We start from the raw sequence: 13603 nt of genomic DNA on the forward strand, positions 1-13603 counted from the left end.
AGCTGGCCATTCGAGTCGAGCAACAACTACGCCAAATGCAGAAAGACCGGCGCTTGGTGCGCTCGTTCTTCCAAGTGCCATCTGTCGCCTATATTACGGACTGCTGAGTAACAATGACGGTACCTTCATCCGTTGCGCTCGGCCTGTCCATCGCCATTCCTGAGGCGCGTGATTAACTTGGCGCAGGTGCGCAGCGGTGGCGTGCTCGCGGCCGGCGTCTCCGCGCTGTCGGACCTTCGCACCGGCCTGAGCCGCCGCCGTCGCTGGCCCCGGCATGCAGGACGAAGCGCGCACCGTGGCACGGGTGCGTCGACCGCTTCCCAGCTTTCCCCATGCCACCGTGGTGCCCGATGAGGGCGAGCTCCTGATGCGCGGCAGGCTCAAAAGGCTGCGGTTCGCGTGAGGGGCGTGACGGCCCGCATCGCGCCACCAGCGCAGGAAGCCGCGCGCCTGCGACGCTGGCGCGGCTTGGTGCTTCAACCCAACTCAGTCCTTGAGATCGGCCGGGACCTTGCCGCCGTTGGCCGCAATCTTGTTCATCACCTGGCGGTGTAGCCAGATGTTCATCGCGGCGGAGTCGTTGGTGTCGCCGCTGTAGTGGAGTTCATGCGCGAGTTCCTTGCGCGCAGCGAGGGAGCTATCGAGTCCCAGCAGCTTCATGAGGTCCACGATCGAGGTGCGCCAGTTGAGCTTTTCCGGGGACTTCTGCGCCATGCCGTTGAGCATTTGCTCCACGTCCACTTCCGCCATGGGAGTGACGGCCGGCGCGCCCGGCGTCGGTGCCGTTCCAGCCGCTGTCGTGTTGGGAGACGGTGTTGAAGCTGGCGTGGCGCTAGGGGCCGGCGCCGCGCCTGCCGGAGCATTGGCAGCGTGAGAGCTCGGAAAGATCTTGCTGAAGATGTTGCTGAGGATGCCCATGGTGACTCCTTGGAATTGAGGGGGATGCCACTGCGCAAACGCGTTGGCGACCGTGCAGCATGGTGACCTTTGATGCGCGCCTCAGTCAGACAGCATGCCGAAATGGGGTTCGCCCATTTTGTAGTCCGCTGCATGCCCAATGCTGCGCATGACAGGTTTCTCCTGACTCGGTCCAAACCAACGCGTTTCAACGACCGCTGGTCGTTGAGCTCCGTGCGCTTTGGTGGATTCCCTGTTTGGCCAGGCGTTACAGGATGCGAAATTCCTTTTCGCGCAGGCGCCCGTCGATGTGTCTCCCGAGGCTCTCGCGCTGATCGGTACAGCTACGGCGGCTACCCGGCCAGCCTCGTGACCAGCCTGCGGCCGGTCCGAGAAGGCACATGAGCCCTGTGCCGTACCCAGATGCCAAATGGCAATTGCCCAAGGCCTAGCTGGATCGTGACGCGATCGCGGCGTAGCGAGTCAGATGGTCGAGCCAGTAGGCGATCGGTTGCTCATGGCATGCCGGTCGTTCCGAAGCGACGCCTTGGTCGTCGAATCCGAGCTGGACGGTGAGAGTCGTGTTCGTGGCCTTTACGTCTGCCCGCGTGCCTGCGTGTCTAGACGCCAGCGCCGAGACAGTGTTCGACAGTCCACTGAACTCCACAAACCCTTCAACCAATGCCGGCAGCGCGACAGGTGTGGTGGTCGAACACAGCAAAACTCCTACGACAAATCCGCTGCTGTTCCTTCGGCTCCATATGTCGGGCGGGCCCAGCACCATGAATCCTGCCGCCCGCTTTCGATCCCTCACCCTGTCGGCATGCGTGCTGCTGAGCTTGGCAGGCTGCGCTTCGGCACCGCAACGGGAGGCGCAATGGACGGATCCCGCGCTTGGTGGCCAGTCGCGGTTCCTTCGTGGCGAGAAAGTGCTCATCGCATGCGACGCCTTTGATGTGGCCGTGCGCCGAACTTGTGAGGACCAACTCTTCCGGGAGGTGCAGGCCAAGGGCGCCACCCCGGTCCAAGTGCCCGCCAACACCGTCTTGCTGAATGATCGTGAACTCGATGGTCAGCTGGTGGCGAGCGCCCGATCGTTAGGCGCCAAGGCGGTGTTCACGATGACCTTGACGCCGGCAACTTCCAGCGCGGGATCGGGCGTCTCTCTGGGGCTCGGCGGATTCAGCTTCGGCGGCAGCGGCGGCGCAGGCGTCGGCCTGAGCGTTCCGGTTGGAGGTGGAGGCTGGGCGACGGGCTTCGCTGCCAACGGCCGAGTGACCGATGCGAGCAGCAGCCGCCTGCTGTGGACGGCGACGCTGGTGGCCGCACCGTCGAGGGATCTCAACGCGCAGTTCGCGGACTTGTCACGTGCGATGCTGGATGCGGCGCAAGGCGCAGGCTTGTTCTGAGGCCTCTATTCCGATGATCAAGATCCGCAAGGGCCAGGCGCCCGGCCAGCTGCAGCGCGCTGCATTCCACGAGCGCTTCATGCAGTCCTTCGAGGATCCGAACTTTGCACCGGAAGCCGAAGCGCTCGCACGGCTCGAGGACATCGCCTGGTACAACTACAAGGAAAGCCGCAAGGCGCCGCTCACCCGCAAGGCCGGCAAGGGCTTTGCCGACCCGGAATATCCGATCTCCACCGAATGGCTCGAAGCCCGCGCCCGCTTGCGCAAGGCGCAGGCTGCATGGGGCAAGCCTTCGACGTCGTCGCGCGTGCTGCTCATTAACGGCTCGCCGCGCAACGATGGCACCTGTCCCGGCGAGAACTCGAAGACCCATCGCATGGTGCAACTGGCGAAGACACAGCTGGACAACGCGAAAATCGAATGCGATGTGCTCGACCTGAGCCTGCTGACCTCCGAATACGGCCGCAACATCCATCCGTGCAAGGGCTGCGTCTCCACGGCCATGCCCTTGTGCCATTGGCCTTGCAGCTGCTATCCGAACCACTCGCTGAACCAGGTCGGCGACTGGATGAACGAGATCTACGAGCGCTGGGTGCAGGCGCATGGCGTCATCCTCTTCACGCCCACACACTGGTACCAGGCCACCAGTCCGCTCAAGCTGATGATCGACCGCCTGGTGTGCGCCGATGGCGGCAATCCCGACCCGAGCAGCACGCACGGCAAGAAGGCGAGCGAGGCCAAGACGCTTGAGATGAGGGGCTGGAACTACCCCAAGCACCTGGCCGGCCGCGTGTATGGCGTGGTGGTGCACGGCGACGTGGCCGGCGTAGAGGACTTGCGCCGCAATCTCACTGACTGGCTCGACTGGATCGGCATGATCGATGCCGGCACCAAGGCCCGGCTCGATCGCTACCTTGGCTACTACGAGCCCTACGCGACCAGCCACAACGTGCTCGATGCTGACCGCGATTTCCAGGAGGAGGTGCGCAACGTCGCTCGCGCTGTCGCGCACGCCGTCAAGGAATTGCGCGCGGGGCGCCTGAAGGCGCCAGACAGCGGCTTGAAGCCACCGCGCCCGAAATGAACACGTTATCAGTAACCGGCCCTGAGTCTCCAGCGAGCGTATGCTGCGGCGACGGGCTCAAATCGGAGCTGCGCGACCGGTCGGCGGTATTGCAAGCATGAAGCTCGAAACATCCAAGTTCAGTCGTCTCGCGGCTGTGTGTGCCGAGTGTGAAGGCCGCTCCGACGGTCCGCGACATCTGGACAGCAAGTGGGCCGCGAAGGAATTGCGTCGCTTGGGCTCCGATGCGTTGGTACGTGTCCGCATCGTCCGCACGCGCTGCCTCGGAATGTATCCGCGCAAGGCGCTGGCGGGTGTGGTCTTCGGCGAGGCCCTACCCGCGGTGACCGCGGAGATGCAGGACGAGGCCGATTTGCGTGCGCTCGCACGTTATGCCTTCGGATCAACTCCGAAGGGCTGATCCAACCTGCCCATTCGCAAACAGGTGGTGCGCCCTCGACGTAGCATGCCCCCGCGCTGCTTGACAGTGCAAAAGCTCGGTTCAAGGTGCTGTCGCGGGTCGGAACCGGCAGGCACTGCGTCCACCCAGCGGCGACGTCCGTCAGCACAAGTGTCTGGACGAATGTGCCCGCGAGCTGAGGGCCGCAATGCGCAACGAAGTCGACCTCCAGGTATCCAGATACCGGATCAACCCAGTCGCTGAAGGTGCAAATCGGCGAGCATGTCCCCGACTTCATCAAGCATCTCACTCCGCCGCTGCCGCCAAGCCAGCGACGCGCCCAAGGAAGTGTCTTGGCAGAAGCTTTGGCTGGCAGTAATGGCTCGAATCGCTCGGTCCTGTGGCCGGCCATAGGCGATCAAGAGGCGGTCTAAGCATTTTCACCAGGTTGCAGGGGCGCTCTGAGCTTTAACTGGGCGGTGCCCTCGCCTCTCGCGGACGAATCGGCGACATCGCGTCGCACCCGCGTTGACCTACACGCGGAGACGCGAAGTCCTCACACAGCCGCTTGCTGCGCGCTTCGATACACAGGTGTCCTTCAGCAAGTTTTTAACCAGGAGACATTGCCATGAACAAGCGTTTACTCGCCATCCATTTCATCAGCGGCATGCTCGTTCTTTCGAGCGCTGCGCTCGCTCAGACGACTGCGGTACCTGCTGCTCCCGATCCAGCGGTCGGCGGGCAAGCCAGCACGAAAACACCTGCTGGCGTGGCCAACCCAACTCAGCGCCCGGACGGATCCGTGCCGGCGTCCAGGGCGGCAGTGAAGTCAGAGGCACGGATGGAAAACAAGAACACGGCCAACACCACGACGCCAAAGGGCGAGCCTTCGACGATGACCAACAACCAGCCCAATGCCGCGGAGCAGACGGGTCAGTTGACCCGCGCCGAAGTGAAGCCGACGCGCGACGAGCTCAAGCCTCAGATGGGGAAGAAGGGTGAGCGTCCTGATGTGCCCACCAATCCAACTGAAAAGACGGGTACTCCGAAATAGGAGTTGCTCTCGCGCTTGACTGCGCGATCGAAAGGCGCCTTGTGTGGGTGCGCCGGCCAACCACCCCGCGCTTGTCGGCTCGAAGACTGGCGTGGGAGGCCGCGCCAATCGGCTCCGTCATTCGCAACTTGGGGAACAAAGACTGCGGCTCGAAGAGCGAAGCGGTTGGACTTTCATCGAAACGCAGACCCCGATGTTCGCCGCCGCAGGCATGCCACTTTTGCGTTGCTTCGACGGTACGGCTCTTGCGCGCATAGCATGGCGCCCGCGTAAATCGGTACTTCGCGCGCGGATCGCTCGCCCAAGTACTCGGCTATCCTGCTGGTGGCCGCAGGTCGTTCGGCGTCAGGTTCCCCGCCACGCTGTTCTGGTCGTCACTCGCCGCGTCTATGCAGTCGTTTGTCCACATACATCCGGTGCGACGAGTTGAGGCACCACCGGCCGACTCAACTGACTTTTCGACTTTTCAACTGCAGCCCGGGTGCCCGGGTCTGCGGTGCCGAGGCTACCAACACCCAGTTCGATTGCGCCAGCAGGGCGCTTCGACCGCTTGCGCCGGGGTCCGGATTGCGATCTGCTTGCGCGCATGAGTACCACCCAGCCCGATCGCAATGTGCGCGTGCGCGGCGCGCGCGAACACAACCTGAAGGATGTCGACGTCGACATCCCACGCGATGCACTGGTCGTGTTCAGCGGCGTCTCGGGCTCGGGCAAGTCGTCGCTGGCTTTCGGCACGCTCTATGCAGAGGCGCAGCGCCGCTACTTCGAATCCGTTGCGCCTTATGCACGGCGGCTGATCGACCAGGTGGGCGTGCCCGACGTCGACAGCATCGAGGGGCTGCCGCCCGCCGTGGCGCTGCAGCAGCAACGCGGCACGCCCAGCACACGCTCCTCGGTCGGCAGCGTGACCACGCTGTCGAGCCTGTTGCGCATGCTCTATTCGCGCGCCGGCAGCTACCCGCCGAAGCAGCCCATGCTCTATGCCGAGGACTTCTCGCCCAACACGCCGCAAGGCGCCTGTCCGAATTGCCATGGGCTGGGTCGCGTCTTCGAGGTCAGCGAGAAGACCATGGTGCCCGACGACGCGCTGACGATCCGCGAACGCGCCATCGCCTCGTGGCCGCCGGCCTGGCAAGGACAGAACCTGCGCGACATCCTCGTCAGCCTGGGCTACGACGTCGACACGCCCTGGCGCGACCTGCCGAGGAAGGACCGCGACTGGATCCTCTTCACCGACGAGCAACCGACGGTGCCCGTTTATGCCGGCTTCACCCCTGCGGAGACCCGCGCCGCCCTGCGCCGCAGGATGGAGCCCAGCTACCAGGGCACCTTCACCGGCGCCAGGCGCTACGTGCTGCACACCTTCTCCACCACGCAGAGCGCCTTGATGAAGAAGCGCGCGTCGCGCTTCATGATCGGCACTGTCTGCCCGACCTGCGACGGCAAGCGGCTCAAACGCGAAGCGTTGGGCGTGACCTTTGCCGGCCATGACATCGGGGAGATCTCGCGCATGCCGCTGAACCAGCTCGCCGAGGTGCTCAAGCCGGCGGCCGAGGGGCGGCTTAGGGGTGCGGAGGCCGCGTCCACGCTCAGCCGCTCGGCCTCGCGCAAGGATACCGAGCGCCGCATCGCAGCCGGCGGCGCCAGCCACGAGGCGTCGCCCGACGTGCGCCGCACGCCCAACCTGTCGGAAGAAAAGCGCATCGCGGCGCAGCGAATTGCGCACGACGTGCTCGAGCGCGTCACCACCCTCACGGAACTCGGCCTCGGTGATCTGTCGCTCGACCGCAGCACGCCCACGCTGTCGCCGGGCGAGTTGCAGCGGCTGCGCCTGGCCACCCAGATCCGGTCCAACCTGTTCGGCGTGGTGTACGTCCTCGATGAACCCTCCGCCGGCCTTCACCCTGCCGATGGCGAGGCACTGCGCGTGGCATTGGACCGGCTCAAGCGATCGGGCAATTCGATCTTCGTCGTGGAGCACGATCTCGACGTGATGCGCCATGCGGACTGGCTAGTCGATGTCGGCCCGGATGCCGGTGAACTGGGCGGGCGCGTGCTGTACAGCGGACCGCCGGAAGGACTGCGCGGCGTTGCCGGCTCGCATACCGCGCGCTACCTGTTCGCCGAAGCGGTGAAGCGCGTCCGTCCTCCGCGTCAGCCGATGGGTTGGCTGCGACTTGCCAACCTGACGCGCAACAACCTGCACCAGCTCGAAGCCGCCTTCCCGCTGGGCGTGTTCACCACGGTCACCGGTGTCTCGGGTTCGGGCAAGTCGAGCCTGGTCAGCCAGGCCCTGATCGAACTCGTCGCGGCGCATCTCGGCCATGAGCCGCCGGAAACCGAGGATGAAGCGGAGGGCGCGGAAGCCCCTGTGCCAGGCACCGTGTCCGGGCACATCGCAAGCGGCGTCGAGTCGATCCGTCGCATCGTGCGTGTCGACCAGAAGCCGATCGGCCGAACGCCGCGCTCCAATCTCGCCACCTACACCGGCCTGTTCGATGCGGTGCGCAAGCTCTTCGCGGGCACGGCGGCGGCAAGGCGGCTGCACTACGATGCCGGCCGGTTCTCATTCAACGTGGCCAAGGGCCGCTGCGACACCTGCGAGGGCGAGGGATTCGTCAGCGTCGAACTGCTCTTCATGCCGAGCGTCTATGCACCCTGCCCCACTTGCCACGGCGCACGCTACAACGAAGCGACGCTCAAGGTCCGATGGCAAGGCCGCAACATAGCTGAGGTGCTGGGCCTGACGGTCAACGAGGCCGTGGCCTTCTTCGCCGGGGAGCCGGCCGTGTGCCGGCCGCTGGCCTTGATGGAAGCGATCGGGTTGGGCTACCTCCGGCTGGGCCAGCCGGCCACGGAACTCTCGGGCGGCGAAGCCCAACGCATCAAGCTCGCGACCGAGTTGCAGCGCGTGCAGCGCGGCCATACCCTTTACGTGCTGGACGAGCCGACATCTGGGCTCCACGCGGCCGACGTCGACAAGCTCATGGTGCAGCTCGATGGGCTGGTCGAGGCCGGCAACACCGTGGTCGTGGTCGAGCATGAACTGCGCGTGATCGCTGCGAGCGATTGGGTGATCGACATGGGGCCGGGCGCGGGGGACGAAGGGGGACGCATCGTGGCACAAGGTCCGCCGGTCGCGATTGCCGCAACACCCGCCAGCGTGACAGGCCGCTACCTCCGAAAAGCGTAGGCGTCCCGCTCACAGCGCCGATCGCTCGCCGCCGATACGCAGCGGGCGAATCCCCGGGAATGATCTTTCGCATGAAGCCCGTCAAGCTTGCACCCCTGCGCCGCCATCCCGTGCGAGCCACCCTCGGTGCCCTCGTGCTGCTGCTCATCGCATTCTTCGTCCTGTTCGACTGGAACTGGGTCCGCGTCCCGCTGAACAACTACATCTCGAAGAAGACTGAACGCGAATTCCACACCTCCGACCTGCGCGTGAAACTCGGCCTGACGCCGAACATCCAGATGCGCGACGTCTACTTCGGCAATGCCAAGTGGTCGAAGGAGGCGCTCGCCATGGCGAAGATCGAAAAGCTCGAATTCTCGATCTCCTTGCGCGACCTGCCCGAAAAGATGCTGGTCCCGCGCGTCGCGCTGACGAAGCCCGAACTGGTCTTCGAGCGCCTGCCCGACAACCGCAAGAACTGGATTCTTTCCGACCCGTCCGACACGTCGCCGAGTAAGCTGCGCATCAGCACGCTGTCGGTGGACCACGGTCATCTGCGCTACATCGACCATGGCGAACCTTTCACGATCGACGTGCTGGCCAGCACCTTCGACCCGGCGAGCCAGGAGAACGTCAAGGACGCCAAGGCCAGGCCCGACAACAGCCGCTACACGACGCAGTACGATTTCAAGGGCACGTATCACAACGCGGCGTTCAGCGGCCGCGCGCTGACGGGCGACGTGCTGAGCTTCCAGGAATCGGGCGTGCCTTTCCCGCTCAAGGGCGAGTTGAACGCAGGAACGACCAAGGTCGCGGTCGAAGGCACCATTGCCGATGCGGCCAGGATCTCAGGCATCGACACCCAGCTGCGCATCGAGGGCCAGACGCTGGCCAACCTGTACCCCTTCCTTCTGCTACCACTGCCGGCCTCCCCGCCCTACCAGCTCCAGGGCCACCTGATCCTCAAGGGCAACCGCTACACGATGGACGACCTCGCCGGCAAGATCGGCTCGAGCGACGTCACCGGCAAGGGCGCGTATGTGGACCAGAAGCCGCGCCCCCTGCTCACCGCCGGCCTGCACAGCAAGCTGCTGAACCTGGCTGACCTGGGGCCGCTGATCGGCGTGCAGACCAAGGAGAGCGGCGGCAAGCCCGCGGCTTCGCAGGCCGAAACGAGCAGCCGGCCGGCCGCGAAGGAAAAGGAAAAGGCCATCGATCCCAACCACATCCTGCCCGCCGGCACTTTCGATGGCAGCCGCTTGCAGAAGATCGATGCCGAAGTCGACTTCGGTGCGGCCAAGCTGGTCATGCCCCAGGCGCTGCCGCTTGAGACCCTGAAGGTGTCCCTGCGGCTGCACGATTCCATGCTGAAGGTCGAGCCGCTGGACTTCGGCTTTGCGGGCGGCACCATCGCCGCCCGCGTGGCGATGGACGCACGCGAGCCGACGCTGAAGACCGATTTGCAGATCGACCTGCAGCGCGTGCGCGTCGACCAGCTCGTGCCGGACAACAAGACCATTGCCAAGGGTGCGGGCCGCGTCGGTGCGACGTTGCGGCTGAAGGGCACCGGCAACTCGATCGCCGATGCGGCCGCCAAGTCTGACGGGCGCATCGCCGCGACCGTGGTCAACGGGCAGGTTTCCAACCTGCTTGACGCGGCCAGCGGCCTCAACGGGGGCAAGGTGATGACGCTGCTCGTCGGCGGCGACAAGGACATCGTCATCAACTGCGGCGGCGTGGCTTTCGATGTGGCGGGCGGCCGCGGCAAGTCGACGCTGTTCGTGATCGACACCGAGCAGACCCAGGTGCTCGGCACCGGCACCTTCGACCTGGAGCACGAGCGCTTCGACATGACCATCGCGCCCAAGCCGAAGGAGATGGGCCTGTTTTCGCTGCGCACGCCGGTGCGCGTCTACGGGAGCTTCAAGAAGCCGGACTATCAAGTCGTCAAGGGCCCGTTGCTCGCACGCGCGGGCGGTGCGCTGGCGCTGGCGGCCGTGAACCCGGTGGCGGCGCTGCTCCCGCTGATCGAGACCGGGCCCGGCGAATCGACCAATTGCGCCAACGTGCAGCGCACGGTGGCGGGCGCCGTCCAGCAGGCTGGAGGGACCAGGAAGAACGCCACACCCAAACCGGGGAGGAAGCCATGAAGCTGAAGCAGCTCTACGAACTGTGCCGTGACGCGGTCATGGCCTGGATCGACGACTACGCGCCCAGCATGGGCGCCGCCATCTCCTACTACACGATCTTCTCGCTCGCGCCGCTGCTGGTGATCGTCATCGCGGTCGCGGGCGCGATCTTCGGGCGCGAGGCGGCGCAGGACCAGATCGTGGGGCAGATCGGCGGGCTGGTCGGCCAGGACGGCGCGACCGCCGTGGAAGCCATGCTCCGCGCGGCTGCCGACACCGACAAGGGCCTGATCGCCGGCGTCGTCAGCGCAGTGGTACTGCTGGTCGGTGCCACCACCGTGTTCGCTGAACTACAGAGCGCGCTCGACCGGATCTGGCATGTGCCGGAGAAGGAAAAGCCTACCGGGGTATGGGCCGTGCTGCGGGCGCGGGTGCTGTCCTTTGGGCTCATCCTGGGCGTCGCCTTCCTGCTCATCGTGTCGCTCATGGTGAGCGCGGGGCTGGCGGCCTTCGACAACTGGTTCGGTGGCCTGATGCCGGGCTGGGAGATGCTGATGCAGGGTCTGAACCTGCTGATCTCCTTCGGCATCATCACGCTGCTGTTCGCGATGATCTACAAGCTGATGCCCACCGCCAGGATCGCGTGGCGTGACGTATGGATCGGCGCGGGCGTAACCGCCCTCCTGTTTGAGCTGGGAAAGCTGGGGATCGGCCTGTATCTGGGCAAGAGCGGCGTCACCGAAGCCTTCGCTGCCGCCGGCTCGCTGGTCGTGCTGGTGGCCTGGGTCTACTACGCCGCGCAGATCTTCCTGCTGGGCGCGGAGTTCACCAAGGTCTACGCGGACGCGCACGGCTCGCTTGCGGGGCAGAAGGCTGTTGCAGCGACTGAAGTTGCGGCCAATGTCCACGCCGCTGGCACCTCGCAAACTGACCTTGCGAGCGCTGCGGGCTTGAACACGCCGGCTTCGGACGTTCCGGACTACGCGGGCCTGGCGAGTGTCGCAGCGACCCAGCGCGAAGTGGACAATCGCGTGGCGCAGGCGACGCGCAACTTGACGCAGGATCTCGCCGTGCTGGCGGTGGTCACGGTCGCCAACGCGCTCACTCGACAACGCCTGCGTGCACAGAAGAGGAAGGCGAAACGTCTGACGTAGGTAGCTGCCGTTCAACCACATTGATCGGCGTAGTCCGCTTTGAATGCAATGAAGAATCCCTGAACAGGAGTCACGATGGCAGTCTTGAAAGTATCCACCGCCTCACCCGGAACAGCGACGGCCGCAGATGGGGCGCTGCCCACGGAGGCAGAAGTCCGCGCTGTCGACCTTGAACGCGAGGACGGAGAAACTGCGCGGCCCATTTCGCCGGACAGCACGTCGGAGGCTAGCGCCGACGAACTGCGTGAGGACATGATTCGGCGCGAGGCATACGCAATCTATGAACGAAGAGGCGGCGAGCCCGGCGACGAAAAGGAGGATTGGCTGGCAGCGGAGCGAGAGGTCGATGGCTCCAAGCCATTGGTGGCGCCGCAGGACGGGTAGCCGGCCTTGAGGAATGCGTTCAATCGTGGTCGTCGGGATGGGGCGAGTTTTGCGCCTGCTCGGACTTGACCGTGCCCTCCTCGAGATGCACGTCGGCGACGCGCGCCTGAGCCTCGTTGCGGGCCTGATCGATCAGGCTCTGTGCATCAGCTTCGGTCGATTGAGGGGCTTTGGTGTCGATCATCGCGTTCTCCTTGGTCATGCCAAAGAGCATCGCCCCCGCCCATGACCATCTGTGTAAGACGAAAGCCAAGCTGGGGCGGCGAAGGCATCGGGTCGAGGCGCTGCTGCGCCAGGGAGTGCTCTCGCGCGCGCTGCGCCGGCGTCTGATAGCTGCAACGGCTCGCGCCGCCCATGACGATCAGGCGCGACAGCCCGAAGCGTGCTGTAGCCTGCAGCCCAGTGCAGCCACGATCGCAGCCCAGTCCAGCCCCGGTCCCAGTCCCGATAGCAAGATCGCTCCGATCGAAGCGGCTCCGCGCTAATTCAGGTAGCGACGGGTGAGGCGGCCACCAAGTGCTCCGTCAGGAACCAAACTTGCAATTCGTTCGTGCGCAGCACGTTCGACACAAAGACATCGTTGCTGCCATCGTCGCCTGCCTCGTCGACTGCGCTGGCCGCCTCTCGTGCGGCAACAATGATCAGTTCGTGTGCTTCGGCCAGACGGCGAATCTGCACGGCTGCCGGCTCGCGTCCCCGCGGCGGGCGCGGGATCCTGGTGACCTCCGCGATGTCTGCCGCCATGGCAAGCGAGATCCCGCCGAGCAGTTGAACGCGCTCGGCCAAGATGTCCACGAGAAGGACCTGTCCCTCATAGTGCTGGTCATACATCAGGTGCAGTTGGTTGAACGTAGGCCCGACCACTTGCCAATGATGCTTCTTGTACATGTCGCGCAGCGTGATCGTGTCAGCCAGGCACTGATTGAGCAAGGCGACGCTCTTCTTGCACACGTCCTCCGACAGGCCATTAGGCAACTTGACGATCTCACCGTATTTCTGGGTCTCGTGACCTTCCTGATGGAGATTGGGTTGTACCGCGATCGCGCGTTTGGTCGCGGGCGCAGATGGGAGCTTTGTAGCGGGCTTCTTGGCCATGGGGTTCGGATTCCTGAGGTCGCAGATGATCAAAAGAGCTGCGCGATGAAGCACTCTCCTACGGCAAGAGGGCTATGCAACTCGCTGGCATTTAACGCCTTGGCCCATCGAACATCAATAGGACGGGCGCGCGCCAACTGTCATCTTCGGCTTTGACCTCCTTGTCGGCGACCCTTGCATCAGTATTCCCCTTCTGAATAGCCCGCTTCGGTCGAAGTGCTCCCGCAAGAAACCGTGCAGCGTTGATCGCCCGGCCGTCAGTTGGCAAGCAGACGTGCACGTTATAACGCTCCCTATGAAAGCCACCAATTCGCAACCATCGGACTCCGCACTCGGCTCGATGCCCAACACCAGCAGCGCCTCCTATGCGGAGCGTTCGCGTCTGCTTTCGGCGTTCGACAGTTTCGCGAGCCACATCACGCGCTGGGTGGGCTCACCCGCTGCCTTCTGCGTGGCGCTGCTGGCCGTGGTTGTGTGGGCCTTGACGGGGCCGGCGTTCGGCTACTCGGAGAATTGGCAGCTGGTGATCAACACCGGCACCACGATCGTGACTTTCCTGATGGTGTTCCTGATCCAGCAGAGCCAGAACAAGGACAGCGTGGCGTTGCATCTCAAGCTCAATGAACTGCTGGCTTCCAGCCGCGGCGCGAGCAACCGGATGATCGGGATCGAGGATCTTGATGAGCAGGACTTGCGAGAGGTCGCGGAGTTCTATGTCCGCCTGGCTCAGCGCGCAAAGGATGCCGGTTCCCGAAAGGAAGCACATTCGATCGATGAGGAAGGCATGCCGACGGACAGCGCCAAGTAAGCGTCCGGGCGCCTGTGCTGAAGAGGTTGCCCAAATTT

At 64.6% G+C, this 13603-nt stretch carries 12 protein-coding genes; 9 read left to right on the forward strand and 3 right to left on the reverse strand.

Going from position 1 to position 13603, the window contains the following annotated elements; genetic code table 11:
* Nucleotides 1-486: 486 nt before the first annotated feature.
* Nucleotides 487-918, reverse strand: coding sequence for a DUF3597 domain-containing protein (locus tag WKW79_RS34740; RefSeq protein WP_340339792.1), 432 nt, complete (start codon nt 916-918; stop codon nt 487-489).
* A gap of 551 nt (nt 919-1469) precedes the next feature.
* Here WKW79_RS34740 and WKW79_RS34745 point away from each other — a divergent pair.
* The 8 genes from WKW79_RS34745 (at nt 1470) to WKW79_RS34780 (ending at nt 11662) form a co-directional block, all read left to right on the forward strand.
* Nucleotides 1470-2306 carry a hypothetical protein gene (locus tag WKW79_RS34745; RefSeq protein WP_340339793.1) on the forward strand — a complete coding sequence of 279 codons (837 nt, stop codon included), beginning with the start codon at nt 1470-1472 and terminating at the stop codon, nt 2304-2306.
* A gap of 13 nt (nt 2307-2319) precedes the next feature.
* Nucleotides 2320-3390 (forward strand): flavodoxin family protein, encoded by a 1071-nt coding sequence (locus WKW79_RS34750; protein WP_340339794.1) that lies wholly within the window; start codon nt 2320-2322, stop codon nt 3388-3390.
* A gap of 97 nt (nt 3391-3487) precedes the next feature.
* Nucleotides 3488-3790, forward strand: a complete 303-nt coding sequence (locus WKW79_RS34755) for a hypothetical protein (protein WP_340339795.1) — start codon at nt 3488-3490, stop codon at nt 3788-3790.
* Nucleotides 3791-4397: 607 nt separating this feature from the next.
* Nucleotides 4398-4823 (forward strand): serine/threonine protein kinase, encoded by a 426-nt coding sequence (locus tag WKW79_RS34760; protein ID WP_340339796.1) that lies wholly within the window; start codon nt 4398-4400, stop codon nt 4821-4823.
* 586 nt (nt 4824-5409) lie between these two features.
* On the forward strand, nt 5410-8016 hold the full coding sequence (locus WKW79_RS34765; RefSeq protein WP_340339797.1) for an excinuclease ABC subunit UvrA: 2607 nt from the start codon (nt 5410-5412) through the stop codon (nt 8014-8016).
* Nucleotides 8017-8087: 71 nt separating this feature from the next.
* A complete protein-coding gene (locus WKW79_RS34770; protein WP_340339798.1) occupies nt 8088-10145 on the forward strand; it encodes an AsmA family protein in 2058 nt (685 codons plus the stop codon).
* Nucleotides 10142-11278 (forward strand): YihY/virulence factor BrkB family protein, encoded by a 1137-nt coding sequence (locus WKW79_RS34775; RefSeq protein WP_340339799.1) that lies wholly within the window; start codon nt 10142-10144, stop codon nt 11276-11278. Before WKW79_RS34770 ends, WKW79_RS34775 begins: the two co-directional genes overlap by 4 nt.
* A gap of 75 nt (nt 11279-11353) precedes the next feature.
* Nucleotides 11354-11662, forward strand: a complete 309-nt coding sequence (locus WKW79_RS34780) for a DUF2934 domain-containing protein (protein ID WP_340339800.1) — start codon at nt 11354-11356, stop codon at nt 11660-11662.
* Between the two features lie 19 nt (nt 11663-11681).
* Here WKW79_RS34780 and WKW79_RS34785 read toward each other — a convergent pair whose 3' ends face one another.
* Together WKW79_RS34785 and WKW79_RS34790 are read right to left on the reverse strand one after the other, a co-directional pair.
* Nucleotides 11682-11846 (reverse strand): hypothetical protein, encoded by a 165-nt coding sequence (locus WKW79_RS34785; protein WP_340339801.1) that lies wholly within the window; start codon nt 11844-11846, stop codon nt 11682-11684.
* Nucleotides 11847-12148: 302 nt separating this feature from the next.
* On the reverse strand, nt 12149-12757 hold the full coding sequence (locus WKW79_RS34790) for a Dps family protein (protein ID WP_340339802.1): 609 nt from the start codon (nt 12755-12757) through the stop codon (nt 12149-12151).
* Nucleotides 12758-13052: 295 nt separating this feature from the next.
* Between WKW79_RS34790 and WKW79_RS34795 the strand changes: the two genes are divergently transcribed.
* Nucleotides 13053-13565 (forward strand): low affinity iron permease family protein, encoded by a 513-nt coding sequence (locus WKW79_RS34795; RefSeq protein WP_340339803.1) that lies wholly within the window; start codon nt 13053-13055, stop codon nt 13563-13565.
* The last annotated feature ends 38 nt before the right edge of the window (nt 13566-13603 follow it).

This window comes from Variovorax robiniae, assembly GCF_037889955.1.
Lineage (GTDB): Bacteria > Pseudomonadota > Gammaproteobacteria > Burkholderiales > Burkholderiaceae_C > Variovorax > Variovorax robiniae.